The sequence below is a fragment of the Pseudarthrobacter sp. IC2-21 genome, from assembly GCF_034048115.1.
GTDB classification, from domain to species: Bacteria; Actinomycetota; Actinomycetes; order Actinomycetales; family Micrococcaceae; genus Arthrobacter; species Arthrobacter naphthalenicus.
This window is the reverse complement of record NZ_CP139145.1, coordinates 2,020,265-2,036,967: the sequence shown is the minus strand read 5'-3', so window position 1 is coordinate 2,036,967 and position 16,703 is coordinate 2,020,265. Positions and strand designations below refer to the sequence as shown.

15 protein-coding genes are annotated in these 16,703 nt (G+C 65.7%); 6 read left to right on the top strand and 9 right to left on the bottom strand.

Annotated features, from left to right (window positions below; genetic code table 11):
* Positions 1-5: 5 nt before the first annotated feature.
* Positions 6-1,211 carry a thiolase family protein gene (locus tag SBP01_RS09370; RefSeq protein WP_320538218.1) on the bottom strand — a complete coding sequence of 402 codons (1,206 nt, stop codon included), beginning with the start codon at positions 1,209-1,211 and terminating at the stop codon, positions 6-8.
* Positions 1,201-2,604 (bottom strand): class I adenylate-forming enzyme family protein, encoded by a 1,404-nt coding sequence (locus SBP01_RS09365; RefSeq protein ID WP_320538217.1) that lies wholly within the window; start codon positions 2,602-2,604, stop codon positions 1,201-1,203. The genes SBP01_RS09370 and SBP01_RS09365 overlap by 11 nt, the downstream gene beginning before the upstream one ends.
* A gap of 59 nt (positions 2,605-2,663) precedes the next feature.
* On the opposite strand from SBP01_RS09365, the gene SBP01_RS09360 reads away from it, so the two are divergent.
* Positions 2,664-3,548, top strand: a complete 885-nt coding sequence (locus tag SBP01_RS09360; protein WP_275215039.1) for a neutral zinc metallopeptidase — start codon at positions 2,664-2,666, stop codon at positions 3,546-3,548.
* 129 nt (positions 3,549-3,677) lie between these two features.
* Here SBP01_RS09360 and SBP01_RS09355 read toward each other — a convergent pair whose 3' ends face one another.
* From SBP01_RS09355 to SBP01_RS09330, 6 genes are all read right to left on the bottom strand, one after another.
* Positions 3,678-4,010, bottom strand: coding sequence for a metal-sulfur cluster assembly factor (locus tag SBP01_RS09355; protein ID WP_275215040.1), 333 nt, complete (start codon positions 4,008-4,010; stop codon positions 3,678-3,680).
* Between the two features lie 14 nt (positions 4,011-4,024).
* Positions 4,025-4,810, bottom strand: coding sequence for a Fe-S cluster assembly ATPase SufC (sufC, locus tag SBP01_RS09350; RefSeq protein WP_275215041.1), 786 nt, complete (start codon positions 4,808-4,810; stop codon positions 4,025-4,027).
* Positions 4,811-4,898: 88 nt separating this feature from the next.
* The gene (locus tag SBP01_RS09345; RefSeq protein WP_320538216.1) at positions 4,899-5,258 is read right to left on the bottom strand and encodes a non-heme iron oxygenase ferredoxin subunit; all 360 of its coding nucleotides are present in this window, start codon (positions 5,256-5,258) and stop codon (positions 4,899-4,901) included.
* Positions 5,259-5,275: 17 nt separating this feature from the next.
* A complete protein-coding gene (gene sufD / locus SBP01_RS09340) occupies positions 5,276-6,562 on the bottom strand; it encodes a Fe-S cluster assembly protein SufD (RefSeq protein WP_320538215.1) in 1,287 nt (428 codons plus the stop codon).
* Between the two features lie 2 nt (positions 6,563-6,564).
* The gene (gene sufB / locus SBP01_RS09335) at positions 6,565-8,028 is read right to left on the bottom strand and encodes a Fe-S cluster assembly protein SufB (RefSeq protein WP_320538214.1); all 1,464 of its coding nucleotides are present in this window, start codon (positions 8,026-8,028) and stop codon (positions 6,565-6,567) included.
* Positions 8,028-8,870 carry a helix-turn-helix transcriptional regulator gene (locus SBP01_RS09330; RefSeq protein ID WP_320538213.1) on the bottom strand — a complete coding sequence of 281 codons (843 nt, stop codon included), beginning with the start codon at positions 8,868-8,870 and terminating at the stop codon, positions 8,028-8,030. The genes sufB and SBP01_RS09330 overlap by 1 nt, the downstream gene beginning before the upstream one ends.
* Positions 8,871-8,985: 115 nt before the next feature.
* Between SBP01_RS09330 and SBP01_RS09325 the strand changes: the two genes are divergently transcribed.
* Genes SBP01_RS09325 through SBP01_RS09315 form a run of 3 tightly spaced genes read left to right on the top strand, consistent with a single transcriptional unit; the run spans position 8,986 to position 11,670 of the window.
* Complete coding sequence (locus tag SBP01_RS09325) at positions 8,986-9,951, top strand: ABC transporter ATP-binding protein (RefSeq protein WP_275215049.1); 966 nt, start codon at positions 8,986-8,988, stop codon at positions 9,949-9,951.
* Entirely contained in the window at positions 9,948-10,718 is a 771-nt protein-coding gene (locus tag SBP01_RS09320) for an ABC transporter permease (RefSeq protein ID WP_320538212.1), read from the top strand. Before SBP01_RS09325 ends, SBP01_RS09320 begins: the two co-directional genes overlap by 4 nt.
* Positions 10,719-10,725: 7 nt before the next feature.
* Positions 10,726-11,670: a COX15/CtaA family protein gene (locus SBP01_RS09315; protein WP_320538211.1), complete on the top strand. Its 945-nt coding sequence runs from the start codon at positions 10,726-10,728 to the stop codon at positions 11,668-11,670.
* A 309-nt stretch (positions 11,671-11,979) separates the two neighbouring features.
* Here SBP01_RS09315 and SBP01_RS09310 read toward each other — a convergent pair whose 3' ends face one another.
* The gene (locus SBP01_RS09310; RefSeq protein ID WP_320538210.1) at positions 11,980-12,939 is read right to left on the bottom strand and encodes a heme o synthase; all 960 of its coding nucleotides are present in this window, start codon (positions 12,937-12,939) and stop codon (positions 11,980-11,982) included.
* 506 nt (positions 12,940-13,445) lie between these two features.
* Here SBP01_RS09310 and tkt point away from each other — a divergent pair.
* Both tkt and tal read left to right on the top strand, forming a co-directional pair.
* Positions 13,446-15,563: a transketolase gene (gene tkt, locus SBP01_RS09305; protein ID WP_320538209.1), complete on the top strand. Its 2,118-nt coding sequence runs from the start codon at positions 13,446-13,448 to the stop codon at positions 15,561-15,563.
* Between the two features lie 23 nt (positions 15,564-15,586).
* Positions 15,587-16,702 carry a transaldolase gene (tal, locus tag SBP01_RS09300; protein WP_320538208.1) on the top strand — a complete coding sequence of 372 codons (1,116 nt, stop codon included), beginning with the start codon at positions 15,587-15,589 and terminating at the stop codon, positions 16,700-16,702.
* Position 16,703 lies beyond the last annotated feature (1 nt).

The following is a 16,703-nucleotide window of genomic DNA, read 5'->3' as shown; positions in this document are numbered from 1 at the left end:
GCTCCTTAGCGCTGAGACGTCGCCGCTCGATCCGTGATGGCCTTGTAGCGCAGCAGCGCGGCCGTGCCCATGCCGCCGGCGCTGCTGATCATGGCCAGAGCCAGCGCACCATCATTCCCCGCACTCCGGGCCTGGGCCAGTAGCCGGGTCACGAGCACCGCTCCTGACGCGCCGTAGGCATGCCCCAGAGCCAGCGCTCCCCCGTCACGGTTCACCCGGTCCGGGTCAATGCCCAACCGGTCCAAGCACGCCAGGGTCTGGGAGGCGAACGCTTCGTTGAACTCCACCAGGTCCACGCTTGCCGCGGACATTCGCTGCGCCGCCAACAGCCGTTCTGCGGCGAAAGCTGCGCCGAGGCCCAGCAGCCCAGGCTCCACGCCTGCCGTGTCGGTCGCCAGCACCAGGAACCCGTCGGCCACGCCGAGTTCCCGGGCACGCTGCAGGGAGGTGATGACGACGGCGGAGGCGGCGTCAGCATCGAAGCACGAGTTTCCGGCGGTGACAGTTCCTCCGGGTACGAAGGCAGCCGGGAACCGCGCCAGGACCGCCGCGTTGAGTCCCCGCCGCGGACCGTCATCTGCGCGGACTGTTCCGGAGGGGGTTTCCAGCGGGATGATCTCGCCAGCAAATTGGCCAGCCGCGGCGGCAGCCAGTGCACGCTGATGGCTTTGCAGCGCGAGGGCATCCTGCCGCTCCCGGCTGACCGAACCATGCGCGGCGACGTTCTCCGCCGCCACACCCATGTCCGGGTCGCCGTAGCTGAGCGGCACAAACTGGGCCCGCGCGAAGAAGGCGGGTTCGCCGTCGTCGTTCCGGTATGCCCGCAGCGGCGCGGTGCTGATGCTTTCCACTCCCCCGGCGAGATACACGGGGTTGCCGCCGGCGGCCACCAGCCGGGATGCGAGGGCGATCGCGTCCAGGCCGGAGCCGCACTGCCGGTCAAGCGTCAGCCCGGGCACGCTGACGGGAAGGCCCGCTTCCAGCAGGGCCAGCCGGGCAACATTCCCTCCGCCGCCCACGGCGTTGCCGATCATGACATCTGACACCGCGGCCGGGGAAAGCCGGCACTCGCTCAGGAGCTGTCCCAGCACCGGCGCCAGCAGTTGGTGTGCGCGCAGGTCCTTCAGGGTCCCGTTGGCCCGGCGAACGGCAGTGCGCCGTGCCGCAATGATCACGGGTTGCCGGTCCGCCGGCAGCACCTCAGCGTTCAAGCTGGCGCACCCTCGGGTCGCGGGAACCGATCCATTCGAGCAGGATGTTGCGGCTGATCTTGCCACGGTCGGTGGTGGGCAGTTCAGCCAGGCAGAAGTACTGCAGCGGGCGCTTCTCGCGTGAGAGGATGTTTTCGATGCCGGCTTTCAGCTGGGTGGCGCTCATTCCGCCGTGGGCCGGCACGACCCCCGCCACCACCCGCTGGCCCCGGATGTCGTCGGGCATGCCCGCTGCAACGGCGGCAGCCACGCCGGGCACGGAAGCCAGTGCCAGCTCCACCTCGTGCGGGTAAACGTTCCTCCCGGAGGTCACGATCATGTCCGCCCGCCGGCCGAGGATGTGCAGTTCGCCGTCGGCAAGATACCCCTGATCGCCGACTGTGAGCCAACTGCCGAAGGAGCGGAGGGCCCGGCCGTCATCGCCCCACAGATAGCCGCTGCTCACCATGGCGCTTTGAACGCAGATGTTGCCGATGGTCCCGTCCGGCAGCGTGGAACCGGCGTCGTCGAGGATCCGGACCTGCACGCCGGGGAAGGCCCGGCCGATCCCCGTGCCACCGGCGTCTGGCTCCCCGGCGGGCAGACCCAGGCCGGACACAAAGCTCAATTCGGATGCGCCGTAGTACTCATAGATGGTGGCGTTCGGTGCCCAGCGGCGGGCGGCTTCAAGGGTGCGGGCATCGAGCTTTGAACCGGCGCAGATGATGGCGCGGACACCGGTGGCGTCAACGCCCCCGGCGAGGCCGCGCTCACTGAGCAACCGCAACATGGTGGGCACCAGGACCAGGCGGGTGACGCCGTCGTGCGTGATCGCAGTGTGGACATCGCCGACGTCGAACCCGTCCAGCGTATGGAACTCCGAGCCCGCATACAGGCACTCGGCCAAGGCATAAAGGTTAAGGCTTGCCGCGAGGGGACCGGGGGCCAGCGTCACGTCGTCCCGGCGCAGCCCAAAGAACTCGATGGAGGCGTCGAAGGATTCCCGCCAGGACTGCCGCGTGCGGGTGAACGCCTTGGGCACGGACGTGGTTCCGGAGGTGAGGCCGATCAGGAAGGTCGATTCCGGCGCGCCGTCGGCCAGTGCGTCCGCCGGGGAGACCACGCCCGGCCGGACAGCTGCGGTGAGATTCTCCCTGATTCCGCTGAGCAGCGCCTCTGGCCATGCGGGATCCAGCACCGCGCACTGCCGCTCACCGGCCACCGCCGCAGCGAACCGGACCGCAAAGTCCACCGAGTTGTGTTCGGCCAGGACGGTCACGGCCGCGGTGGCGGGGACGGCCGCTGTGGCGGCATGGTGGAGCTCGGCCCAGCCCAGGCGGCGGCCAGCCACCAGCACGGCGGTGTCATCGGGCCGTTCGTCGGCCCAGCGCCGGATGTTGTCGAGAAAAGGCATCTCTCAACTTTACCGGCGTGACCCGCTGCAGCGGGTCCGGCACCGGCTATTGTGACTTCATGAGCTTCAATGACAACGTCCAGCTGGACCCATCACAGGTGCAGGACCGCCGCGGCATGGGCCGTGGCGTCAAAGTCGGCGGCGGCATCGGCGGCGGGATCATCCTGCTGATCGCTGCCCTCCTCGGCGTTAACCCGGCCCTGTTGGAGGGCCTCACCGGCGGTGCCGGGCAGGAGACCCAAAGCCAGGGCACCGCGCCGGCCTGCGCCACGGGGGCGGATGCCGACGCACGGCTTGACTGCCGGATTACCGGCACCGTCAATAGCCTGAACGCGTTTTGGCCGGCCTACCTGCAGAATTACAAGGTCCAGTATCCCCAGCCCAAAGCCGTCATCTTCAGCGGCGGGACCAACACCGGTTGCGGTGCGGCTACCACGGCCGTGGGCCCGTTCTACTGCCCCACTGACACCACCGCCTACTTCGACCCCGGATTCTTCCAGGAACTCGTGGACCGGTTCGGCTCCTCCGGCGGCCCGCTCGCCCAGGAGTATGTCGTGGCCCATGAATTCGGGCATCACATCCAGAACATCCTGGGCGACCTGGACCGCGCCCAGCAGGATCCGCAGGGGCCCGAGTCCGGCTCAGTCCGCACCGAACTTCAGGCAGACTGCTACGCAGGACTGTGGGCCAAACATGCCTCCACCACCGCGGACCCGGCAACCGGGCAGCCCTTCCTGGAACCGCTGAAGCAGCAGGACATCAACGATGCACTCTCGGCAGCAGCGTCCGTGGGCGACGACCGGATCCAGAAGGCGGCTACCGGTCGGGTGTCCCCCGAAGGCTGGACGCACGGTTCCAGCGAAGAGCGCCAGCGGTGGTTCTCCCGCGGCTACCAGACCGGTGACATCACCCAGTGCGACACGTTCTCGGCGACCAGCCTGTAATCTGATCCACCGACTGCTGAGTATCAGCCCTTTTGAGCGGTCAAAAGGGCTGATACTCAGCAACGGATGAGGGAACGACGACGGCCGGTTACCTTCCAAAGGGAAGGTAACCGGCCGTCGTCGTGCGTCTTAGATGTTGAAGCCGAGGGCCCGCATCTGGTCTTTGCCGTCGTCGGTGATCCGTTCCGGACCCCATGGCGGCATCCACACCCAGTTGAGGCGCCATTCGTCCACCACGCCGTCCAGGGCCTTGCCTACCTGCTCCTCGATCACGTCGGTGAGCGGGCAGGCGGCCGTGGTGAGGGTCATGTCGATCAGCAGGGCGCCGTCGTCGTCCGAGTACTTCAGGCCGTACAGCAGCCCAAGGTCGACGATGTTCACGCCGAGCTCGGGGTCGATGACGTCCTTCAATGCCTCTTCGATATCTTCGAGGTCCGTTTGGGCCGCTTTGATTTCGGTCATGGCGTAAGTCCTAACTAGGCCTGTACTGCAGCGATGGTGGCGGCGCCGGCGCCCTTGGCGTAACGGTCGTAGCCTTCTTCTTCAAGGCGGTCAGCCAGTTCCGGACCGCCCTCTTCGACAACCTGGCCATCGACGAACACGTGGACGAAGTCAGGCTTGATGTAGCGCAGGATCCGCGTGTAGTGCGTGATGAGCAGTGTGCCCATGTTGCCGCCTTCATGCGCGCGGTTGACGCCTTCGGAGACAACCTTCAGTGCATCCACGTCGAGGCCGGAGTCGGTTTCGTCCAGGATGGCGAACTTCGGCTTGAAAAGCTCCAGCTGAAGGATCTCCACACGCTTCTTCTCGCCGCCGGAGAAGCCTTCGTTGACGTTGCGCTGTGCGAAGTCCGCATCGATGCGCAGCTGGGCCATGGCGTCCTTGACGTCCTTGGTCCAGGTGCGCAGCTTGGGTGCTTCGCCGTCAATGGCGGTCTTGGCCGTGCGGAGGAAGTTGGTCATGGAGACGCCGGGGACCTCCACCGGGTACTGCATGGCCAGGAAAACTCCGGCGCGGGCGCGCTCGTCAACGCTCATCGTGAGGACGTCTTCGCCGTCGAGGGTGATGGTGCCGCTGGTCACCTTGTAGCGCGGGTGGCCGGCGATGGTGGACGCCAGGGTGGACTTGCCGGAACCATTGGGGCCCATGATGGCGTGGGTCTGGCCGGTCTTGATGGTCAGGCTGACGCCCTTCAGGATCTCCTTGGTGCCCTGCTCCGTGTCAATGCTGACGTGCAGGTCCTTGATCTCAAGAGTAGACATACGTCTTGTTCTCCTCTGCACCGGGCCTCTCGGCGGCGGTGCGGTCTGTGTCTGGAAGTTTGGTTCTGTTGCTGGGTAAAGACTGGCGCTAGCTGAAGTTCGGAGCCTGTGCCTCGTTGAGGACGTTGGTGAAGTCCACGTAGACCTCATCTCCGCGGATCTCGACGGCGAACACCGGCACGGGATCGTAGGCCGGCAGCTGCAGCGGCTCGCCGGTGCGCAGATCGAACTGGGAACCATGGCCCCAGCATTCGATCATGCACCCCTCCACTTCACCCTCGGACAAGGAAATGTCCGCGTGTGAGCAGGTGTCCCCGATGGCGTGGATTTCTCCCATGGAATCCTTGACGATGGCTACCGGGTAGTCATCGATCAGAATCCGCAGCGCCTGCTTGACCTGGATTTCATCGGTCCTGCAGACAAGTTCGCCCTTTGGCTCGTCAGTCATCGGTGTGTCCGTACCCTTTAGTTGTTCGTTACGGCGAGTTCGCGCTCAACAGCTTCGGTCAGCCGCTCTGCGAGGGCCGGGACCTTGATCTGCTGGATGATCTCGTTCAGGAAGCCGCGGACCACCAGGCGCCGGGCAACATCCTCGGGGATGCCGCGGGCCATCAGGTAGAACAGGTGCTCGTCGTCCAGCCGGCCGGTGGCGCTGGCGTGGCCGGCGCCCTTGATCAGTCCGGTCTCGATCTCCAGGTTGGGGACCGAGTCGGCGCGGGCGCCGTCGGTGAGCAGGAGGTTGCGGTTGGCTTCGTAGCTGTCGGTGCCCTCGGCTTCCTTGCGGATCAGGACGTCGCCCACCCACACAGCGTGCGCGTCGCGGCCCTGCAGTGCGCCCTTGTACAGGACGTTCGAGGTGCAGTTGGCCACTGCGTGGTCAACGAACAGACGCTGTTCCAGGTGCTGGCCGGCGTCGGCGAAGTACAGGCCGAACATTTCAGCCTCGCCGCCGGGAGCCGTGAACCGGGCTGACGGTGTGACGCGGACCAGGTCGCCGCCAAGGCTGACCACAACGTGCTTGAGCTTGGCGTCGCGGCCAATCTTCGCCTGCTGCGAGGACGCGTGCACAGCGTCCCCGTTCCATTCCTGGAGCGAGACAACCGTGAGGTCGGCGCCGTCTTCAACAATGATCTCGATGTTCTCGGACACCACGGCCGAGCCCTGGTGGTCCAGGACAACAACGGACTTGGAGAACTTCTCCGCCACGATCACCAGGTGCTGCGCTGCCGCCTCCGTGGAGGTGCCTTCGATCACAACGGTGATTTCGGCGTCGGCCTCAAATTCGGCCGGGACGGTGAGGACGGTGGCCTCGGTGAAGTTTTCCCAGGCGTTGGCGGACACGCGGTCCTCCGGGATGCCCGCCGAGCCGATGCGCTTGTCATCGCGGGCCACCGTTTCCACCGTGACCTGCGCGGGGGCGCTCACCGTGACGGTGGGTGCAGCACCGGCCAGAACCTCGCTGTGCAGGCCGCGGAGGCGCTTGAGCGGGGTGAACCGCCAGTCCTCTTCGAGGCCGGTCAGCGGCTTGAAGTCCGCCAGGTTGTAGGAGGTCAGCCGGCCGGCGCGTGAGCTGTCCGGGATGCCCACGCCGCCGCCGTGCGAGTGGCTCTTGACCGCTTCGCCGGCGAGCGGGGCCTTGGATTTGGCCGCGTTGATCGGAGACAGGCTTTCGCCTTCTTCGGTGAAACCGTCAATAAACGGCTGGGCCGAGGGCGCGCCGATGCGGGCCTTTTCAGTAGTGATTTCAGTCATCGTTATCCGACGGACCCTTCCATCTGCAGTTCAATCAGGCGGTTCAGCTCGAGTGCGTACTCCATCGGGAGTTCGCGGGCAATGGGCTCGATGAAGCCGCGGACGATCATCGCCATGGCCTCGTCTTCGCGCATGCCGCGGGACATCAGGTAGAAGAGCTGCTCTTCGCTGACCCGGGAAACAGTTGCTTCATGGCCCATCACCACGTCATCCTCACGGATGTCGATGTACGGGTAAGTGTCCGAACGGCTGATGGTGTCCACCAGGAGCGCGTCACACCGAACGGTGTTGGCCGAGTGCTTGGCGCCTTCACGGACCTGGACCAGGCCGCGGTAGGCGGCACGGCCGCCGCCGCGGGCCACGGACTTGGAAATGATGGAGCTCTTGGTGTTCGGCGCAATGTGCACCATCTTCGAACCCGTGTCCTGGTGCTGGCCGGCACCCGCGAAAGCGATGGACAGGGTTTCGCCCTTGGCGTGCTCGCCCACCAGGTAGACGGCCGGGTACTTCATGGTGACCTTGGACCCGATGTTGCCATCGACCCACTCCATGGTGGCGCCCTCTTCGCAGATGGCGCGCTTGGTCACGAGGTTGTACACGTTCGTGGACCAGTTCTGGATGGTGGTGTAGCGGACGCGGGCGCCCTTCTTCACGATGATTTCCACGACGGCGGAGTGCAGCGAGTCCGACGTGTAGATCGGGGCGGTGCAGCCTTCGATGTAATGGACGTAGGAGTCCTCATCGGCGATGATCAGGGTCCGCTCGAACTGGCCCATGTTTTCCGTGTTGATGCGGAAGTATGCCTGCAGGGGGATGTCCACGTGGACGCCCTTGGGCACATACACAAAGGAGCCGCCGGACCAGACAGCAGTGTTCAGCGAGGCGAACTTGTTGTCGCCCACGGGGATGACCGTGCCGAAGTATTCCTGAAAGATCTCCGGGTGCTCGCGCAGCGCGGTGTCGGTGTCCAGGAAGATGACGCCCTGCTTTTCGAGGTCCTCACGCAGCTGGTGGTAAACCACCTCGGACTCGTACTGGGCCGCGACGCCGGAAACCAGGCGCTGCTTTTCGGCTTCGGGGATGCCGAGCTTGTCGTACGTGTTCTTGATGTCCTCGGGCAGTTCCTCCCAGCTGGTGGCCTGCTTCTCGGTGGACCGCACAAAGTACTTGATGTTGTCGAAGTCGATGCCGGAGAGGTCTGCACCCCAGGTGGGCATGGGCTTGCGGTCGAAGTACTTCAGGCCCTTGAGGCGAAGGTCGAGCATCCACTCGGGCTCGCTCTTTTTGTCCGAGATGTCACGGACTACTTCGTCGTTGATGCCGCGGCGGGCGTTGGCGCCGACGTCGTTCTTGTCGGACCAGCCGTACTCATATGTACCGATGCCGTGGAGCTCGGGATTCTTTTCCAGAATCTCCGAGATCACAGTGTCTTCGGCTACCGCTTTCTCTGATAGTTGGTCCGTCATCACGGCCTTTCTTGCTGATGGTTGGTTACTTCATTCAGGCCGGCGGGGGCTGCATGGGGGACGTGGGGTCCCCCTGCAGCCAGCCGTCCTGTGGGTATGTGGGTGGTGCAGACGTGGCCGCCGCGCGCCAGGGTGGACAGACGGCGCACGTCCACGCCAACCAGCCGGGCGAACACTTCGGTCTCCACGTCGCAGAAAACAGGAAAGTGGGCGGCGAGCTGCTGGATGGGGCAGTGACCCTGGCACAGCTGGACGCTGGAGAGCGCCGCCGGAAGGGGTGCTTTGGCTTCAATCGATGCCGCTGAAGCCACGAACCCGTCGCGGCTGAGGGCCTCGGCCAGAACCCGGGCACGAGCGGTGATGTCAGGCCCGGCCTGCTCGATTTCCGGCGCGTAACGGCGTTCCATCTCCGAGAAGCGTTCGACGGCGAACTGGCGGACAGCCTCCTGGCCCGCCACTTCCTGGAGCTGCTGGAGCGCGAGGGTGGCGATGTCGAGGTAGTCGTTGCCAAGCTTCGACTGTCCCTGGGAGCTCAGGACGTAGCGCCTCGCGGGGCGACCCGCGCCGGCGCCGGCCTTGGCCACGCGTTTAACTTCGATGACACCGCTGCGGTCCAGGTGGTCAAGATGCCTTCGGACAGCCGCGGGGGTGAAGCCGAGCATGTCGCCGAGTTCCGCGGCGCTGATGGGTCCATGCTCCAGAACGGCACTCAGCACGCGGTCCCGGGTACGCTCGTCCGGGTCCGCCACCGTTGAAACGGCGGCGTGGCCGCGCTCCGGGGCGGTGCGCGGCGCTCCGTGCCCGGCAACGGGCACAACAGTAGCGTTGGTCATGGAATACACAACACAATCATGTCGTAATTTAGTCCCCCGTTCCAGTAAGGCGAGGCTGACCTGTGCTCCGGGCGGCCGCCGGCGCCGACCACCCGCCAAGTACTACATCGCGTAGAATGCTGGGGTGAGATCCCCCGAATCCCCGGTTCTGACCATCAGCGGGCTGATAAAAGATGTTGGTCCGCTGGCCAGCCTGGATGGAAAGATGCTCCGGGTGGTCAGCGGCGTCTCCCTCATCGCCGAACGCGGCCAGGTAACCGCGCTGCTCGGAGCCAACGGGGCGGGAAAGACCACCACCATCGAATGTGCCCAGGGCCTGCAGGCCCGCACCGGCGGCACCATCTCACTGCTGGGACAGGATCCCGGCCGGGCGGGGGCAGACCTGCGCTCCCGCGTCGGGGTGATGCTCCAGGATGGCGGGCTCCCGCCGTCGGCGCGTCCCATTCCCCTTCTGCGCCATATTGCCGGAATGTACGCCAAACCGCGCTCCGTTGACGAACTCGTGGACCGATTGGGCATTGAATCCTTTGCCCGGACCTCTGTGCGCCGGCTCTCCGGTGGCCAGAAGCAACGGCTTGCCCTGGCAGCGGCACTGATCGGCGACCCCGAGGTGCTGTTCCTGGACGAGCCCAGCGCAGGGCTGGATCCGCAGTCGCGGCAGTTGGTTTTTGAGCTCATCGCGGAGCTGCGGGATGCGGGCATGGGAATCATCCTCACCACCCACCTGATGGACGACGCCCAGCGGCTGGCCGACTACGTTTACATCATCGACGCCGGCCGGAACGTCGCGGAGGGCACGGTGGCGCAGCTTCTTCAGAGGGAACCTGCCGTCGAGTCCGGCGAGCATATCCGTACCCTTCTCTTCGAAGCCGAAGCCGGTCTCAACCTCTCCGGCGTCCTTCCCGAGTCCATTACCGTCCGCGAAACGCGTGCCGGCAGCTATATTGCCAACGGGCCGCTCACAGCCCAGGACCTGGCCGCACTCACCGCCTGGTGGGCCGCCCATGGTGTAATGCCCAGTTCACTCAGCCTTGCGGCGCGAAGCCTCGAAGACGTGTTCCTGGATGTTTCCGGAAAGGATGTCCGATGACCGGCACCACGGATCCGGTGATGCGCCAACAGCCCGCACCCCTCATGCGGCGCATCATGCTGCAGGGTAAATACGAAGCTGTCGCGATGCTCCGGAACGGCGAGCAGCTCATCCTTGCGGTGGTCCTGCCGCTGCTCGCCCTCGTTGGCCTGACCGTCACGCCGCTCCTGGACGGCCTTGGCGGCACCCGCATCAACATCGCGGTCCCCGGCATCCTCGCGCTCTGCGCCCTGTCCACCGCCTTTACGGGACAGGGCATCGCCACCGGGTTCGACCGCCGGTACGGCGTCCTGCGTTTCCTGTCCACAACGCCCCTGGGCCGCGGCGGGCTCATTGCCGGAAAGGTCCTGGCCGTCCTGACCGTGCTGGCCATCCAGGTTGCCGTGGTCACAGCGGTGGCTCTTCCCCTCGGCTGGAGCCCGCCCGCTTCAGCCTGGTTGCCGGGCCTGGCCTTGCTCGTCCTGGGCGCGGCTGCCTTCACCGCCCTCGGGTTGCTCGTCGCCGGCACCGTCCGGCCCGAGGCCACCCTGGCCATCACCAACCTCCTGTGGATCCTGCTCGGTGCGCTGGGCGGGATCGTGATTCCGGCCGACCGGCTGCCCGCCCTGGCCCAGGGGATCGTGCACTACCTGCCCTCGGGCGCATTGGGTGCGGCCTTGCGCGAGGACTTTCTCTTCGGCACCGTTAATTCAGGTGCCGCCCTAATACTGCTGCTGTGGACAGTCCTTGCCGGAGCTGCAGCCATCCGTTGGTTCAAGTGGAATTGAGATATTCGTGAGCACGGCTTCACGCCTCCCTGAGTTTGCCGGTCGCCTGACATCGCGGCTGCCCCGTACCGTCGACGCCCGGGTCCGCCGCCTTGCCGTGGCCTCACTCATTGGCCAGACCCTGCTGGTGGTGACCGGTGGCGCGGTCCGGCTGACCGCGTCCGGGCTGGGGTGCCCCACCTGGCCTCGCTGTACCGACACGTCCCTGGTCAACACCGCCGAAATGGGAATCCACGGCTTCATTGAGTTCGGCAACCGGCTCCTGACCTTCGCCCTGGCCGCCGTTGCAGTGCTGATGCTGGTCTACTTGTGGAACCTGCGCCGGGAGCGCCGCGACCTGTTCCTGCTGGCCCTGGGCCTGCTGGCCAGTATCCCCGCTCAGGCAGTCATCGGCGGCATTACCGTCCTGACCAACCTCAACCCGTGGGTGGTGGGCCTGCACTTCCTGGTGTCCATGGCCCTGGTAGTCATCGCAACCTTATTGGTCAACCGGGCATACGGCCGGACCGGGCGTTTCGCGGTCGCCACGTTGCCCGCCTTGCCGGGAGTACTGCGCCCGGTGACCGCCGCCGTCGCGTTGTTCTCCGCCCTGGCAGTCATGCTGGGTGTGGTGGTCACCGGAGCCGGTCCGCACGCCGGAGATGCCGACGCGCCGCGTAACGGGCTGGACTGGGACCTGTTCTCGCACATCCACGCCGTACCGGCCTACCTGGTTACTGCCGGAACACTGTTCGCGCTCGTGCTGGTGTTCACGCGCCGGATACCCGGGTCGTTCCGCACGGCAGCCATTCTGCTGCTGGCAGTGACGCTGCTGCAGGCCGTCATCGGCTTCACTCAGTATTACAACGGGATTCCCGCCCTGCTGGTGGGGGCGCACATGCTGGGCGCCGCACTGCTGATGGGCGCAGCAACCAACGCGGCCGACGTCGCACATTCCAGCCCGACGAAGTAGCCCCCCCCCCCCCCCCCCCCCCCCGCGCAGCCGGGCAGCGTAGCGCGCCCGGATGCCGGACGACGAAGTGCCACGGTCCCCCGGACCGTGGCACTTCCGTTTCCAACGCTCTCTCACTTAATGCGCTAAATTCCCGAACGCTCTCTCACTTAATGCGGAAGACAGCGCACTCCAAGCCGGCAGCGAAAGACCCTCCCTCGCCTTGAAGGTCGAAGGAGGGTCAGGTGCTTTCCAAGGAAAGTGCGAGAGCGTTGGAAGAAAACCCACATTAAGTGAGAGAGGGTCCGGCCGCCCCCGGGACGGGGTGGCTTAGCCGACGATGGCGGATCCGATGAAGGGGTCCACGGCCAGGGCGATGAACAGCAGGGTCAGGTAGCTGATGGAGCCGTGGAAGACCTTCATGGCCCGCTTATCCGGGATGTCCTCGCGCTGGGCCCGGCTGTACAGGGCATGTGATTCGTAGAGGAACCAGGCACCGGCAAGGATGGCAGTGATCGTGTACACCCAGCCCGCGCCGCCAGCCGGCACCATCAGGAGGGAGCACACCACCATGGCCCAGGCGTAGAGGACAACCTGGACGGAGACCACCTTGGCGCCCGCAATCGCGCCGAGCATGGGCACGTTCGCGTTACGGTAGTCCTCGCCGTAGCGCATGGACAGGGGCCAGTAGTGCGGCGGAGTCCACAGGAAGATCACCATGAACAGGATGATGGCCGGCCATTCCACGCGTTCCGTGACGGCTGCCCACGCGATCACCACGGGGAAGCAGCCTGCGGCGCCGCCCCAGACGATGTTCTGGGCCGTGCGGCGCTTGAGGATCAGCGTGTAGATGACTACGTAGAAGAAGATCGCCGCCACCCCGAGCCAGGCGGCGAGCGGGTTGGCGCCGAACCAGAGAATGGCGATGGCAGCCACACCGAGGAGCCAGGAGAAGATCAGCGCCTCCCGCGGGGTCACCTCACCGGTGACGAGGGGCCGGTTTTCGGTCCGGTGCATCAGTTTGTCGATGTCGCGGTCAAAGTAACAGTTAAAGGCCCCGGCGCTACCGGCGGCAAAAGCACCGCCTACCAGGGTGGCCAGGATCAGTCCGATCGAGGGGAACCCGCGTTCGGCGAAGATCATGGTTGGCAACGTACTGACGAGCAGCAGCTCGATGACGCGCGGTTTAGTGAGGGCGAAATACGCCTTGGCCTTCCGGGCCAGTCCGGCTCTCCCCCATACGGGGGCGGCGTTTAACGGCGTATCGGTTGTGCTCACGGTGGCAGTCACCCGTTCTTGTTGGCAGTTCTGTCTGTCAGGACAGCTGGATCTCGCGGCCGTCGTTCCCGGGTAACCCGCCGTTGTCCTCGGTCCAGGATCCCGGTAGCGCCGCAGGCGCACGCACCCGAAGGGCGCAGCAACGCGGCGTCAGCCTCCAAATATCATACCGTGCGCATTTTGCACCAGATCCCCGCACAATAAGCCCAGATGATCGCTCACAGTCCGATTCGAGCAGATTAACTCAACCTCACGGAACACGCATTCACATAAAGCGAAATTGCGTCCAAAACGTGAGATTTGGGCCGCCCGCAGAATGGAATGGAGCTAAGCTGTCACCAGATCAGCACACCAAAAGAACGCGCTGGAAACTGCGTTCCAGCGGCCAGTGTCTGAGTAAAAAGATCCACGTTTCGATGGTGAACGGCTGGTACACCGCAGCGGCACCTCAGCGTGCCGTTGACCGGATCCGCCGTCCCGCCATCAGCATAGAGAGGGGCCCGGTTTTCGTGCCACATTTGGAAGAGCAAGAACTGTCATGGACCAGCTTGGACCAGCGCGCGGTGGACACAGTCCGTGTCCTGGCCGCAGACGCTGTGGAGAAGGTCGGCAACGGCCACCCCGGTACGGCCATGAGCCTGGCTCCGGCCGCTTACCTTCTCTTCCAGAAGCTCATGCGCCACGATCCCCGCAATCCGGACTGGCTGGGACGTGACCGTTTCATCCTCTCGCCCGGCCACACGTCGCTGACCCTCTACATCCAGCTGTTCCTCTCCGGCTACGGCCTGGAACTGAAGGACCTGGAAGCGCTGCGCACCTGGGGTTCACTGACGCCGGGCCACCCCGAGTACAAGCACACCGCCGGCGTGGAAATCACCACCGGCCCGCTGGGCCAGGGCCTGGCCTCCTCGGTGGGCTTCGCCTACTCCCAGCGCCGGATGCGCGGCCTGTTCGACGCCGACGCCGCCGAGGGAACCTCCCCGTTTGACCACACCATCTGGGTCATCGCTTCCGACGGCGACATGCAGGAAGGTGTGACGTCCGAGGCTTCCTCGCTGGCCGGGCACCAGGAGCTGGGCAACCTCGTGGTGATCTACGACGAGAACCACATCTCCATCGAGGACGACACCGACATCTCCTTCACCGAGGACGTCCTGAAGCGCTACGAGGCCTACGGCTGGCACACCCAGCGCGTGGACTGGACCAAGACCGGCGAATACGTCGAAGACGTGCAGGAACTGTACTCCGCGCTGCTGGCCGCGAAGGCCGAGACGTCCAAGCCGTCCATCATCTCGCTGCGCACCATCATCGGTTACCCGGCCCCGAAGAAGCAGAACACCGGCAAGATCCACGGCTCGGCCCTGGGCGCCGACGAGGTCGCAGGCCTGAAGTCCGTGCTCGGCTTCGACCCGGAGAAGTCCTTCGACGTGGACCAGGACGTCCTGGCCCACGCCCGAGCCGTCGTTGACCGCGGAGCTGCCGTCCACAAGGAATGGGAAGAGTCCTTCAACGCCTGGCAGGCAGCCAACCCTGAAGGCGCGGCGCTTCTGCAGCGCATTGAGGCCCGCGAACTGCCCTCCGGTCTCGACGCTGCCCTTCCGGTCTTCGAAGCCGGCAAGGACGTTTCCACCCGCGCAGCGTCGGGCAAGGTCCTGAACGCACTGGGTCCGGTCATGCCGGAACTCTGGGGCGGTTCGGCTGACCTCGCCGAGTCCAACAACACCACCATCGAGGGCTCGCCGTCGTTCATCCCCGCGTCCAAGCAGACCGACGCGTGGTCCGGTAACCCGTACGGCCGTGTCCTGCACTTCGGCATCCGCGAGCACGCTGCGGCGTCGATCGTGAACGGCATCTCGCTGCACGGCCGGACCCGTGCGTTTTCCGGTACGTTCCTGATCTTCTCCGACTACCAGCGCCCGGCCATCCGCCTCTCCGCCCTGATGGGCGTCCCGTCCATCTACGTCTGGTCGCATGACTCCATCGGCCTCGGCGAGGACGGCCCCACCCACCAGCCGGTGGAGCAGCTCGCCTCGCTGCGCGCCATCGTGGGCCTGGACGTGGTCCGCCCCGGTGACGCGAACGAGGTTGCCGCAGCCTGGAAGACCATGCTGGAGAACCACTCCAACCCGGCCGGCATCGTCCTGACCCGCCAGAACATCCCCACCTACGCACGTGGTGAAGGCGCGGCCGACGGCGATACGTTCGGTTCAGTTGCGGGCGTCGCCAAGGGCGGCTACGTCCTGGCGGAAGCGTCGAAGGACGGCGCCACGGTTCCGGCCGACGTCATCCTGATCGGCACCGGTTCCGAGGTGCAGCTGGCCGTCCAGGCCCGCGAGGCGCTCCAGGCCGAAGGCATCGCCGCCCGCGTGGTTTCCATGCCGTGCGTTGAATGGTTCACCAGGCAGGACGCCGCCTACCGCGAGTCCGTGCTGCCCGCCGCCGTCAAGGCCCGCGTCTCGGTCGAGGCCGGCCTGGCCCTGGGCTGGAGGGAGTTCGTCGGCGACGCCGGCCGCTCCATCAGCCTCGAACACTACGGCGCTTCCGCCGACTACAAGCGCCTCTTCAAGGAGTTCGGCATCACCGCGGAGGCAGTCGCCGCCGCCGCCAAGGACTCCCTCGCAGGCCTGCAGGCCTAACCAAGATTCCAGGAGATAACACCATGACTACCCCCACACAGCAGCTCTCCGACGCCGGAGTGTCCATCTGGCTCGATGACCTTTCCCGCAGCCGCCTCGAGACGGGCACCCTGCGCAAGCTCATCGAAGAGAAGAACGTGGTTGGCGTGACGACCAACCCGTCCATCTTCCACGCCGCCATCACGGCCGGCACGGACTACGACGCCACCATCTCCGCCCAGGCAGCGGCAGGCGCCACCGTCGAGGAAACCATCTTCGAAATCACCACCACCGACGTCGCCGACGCCTGCGACCTGTTCGCCCCTGTGGCAGCAGCGACCAAGGGTGTGGACGGCCGCGTGTCCATCGAAGTTGACCCCCGCCTCGCCTGGGACACCGCCGGCACCATCGCCGAAGCCAAGCACCTTTACAAGAAGGTCAACAAGGACAACGTCCACATCAAGATCCCGGCGACGCTTGAAGGCCTGGAAGCCATCACCGCCACCCTCGCCGAGGGCATCAGTGTTAACGTGACGCTGATCTTCTCGCTGGAGCGCTACCGCGCCGTCATCAACGCGTTCCAGTCCGGCCTGGAGCAGGCCAAGGAGAACGGCCACGACCTCGCGAAGATCCACTCGGTGGCCTCCTTCTTCGTCTCCCGCGTGGACACCGAGATCGACAAGCGGCTCAACGCGATCGGCACCGACGAAGCCAAAGCCCTCAAGGGCAAGGCCGGCGTGGCTAACGCCCGCTTGGCCTACCAGGTATACGAGGAACTCTTCGCCACCGAGCGCTGGGCCGTCCTTGCTGCGGCAGGCGCACTGCCCCAGCGTCCGCTGTGGGCATCCACCGGCGTCAAGGACCCGGCGTACCCGGACACCCTGTACGTCACGGAACTCGTCGCTCCGGGCGTAGTCAACACGATGCCGGAGAAGACCCTCGATGCCACGTTCGACCACGGCGTGGTCACCGGTGACACCATCTCCGGTACCTACGCCGAAGCCAACGCCACGCTGGACGCCCTGGACGGGCTGGGCATCTCCTACAACGAGGTGGTGGCCCTCCTCGAATCCGAGGGCCTGGACAAGTTCGTGGCCAGCTGGAAAGAACTGCTGGCCGACGTCGAAGGCGCGCTCGCCTCTGCACGGAAGGCTTCCTAAC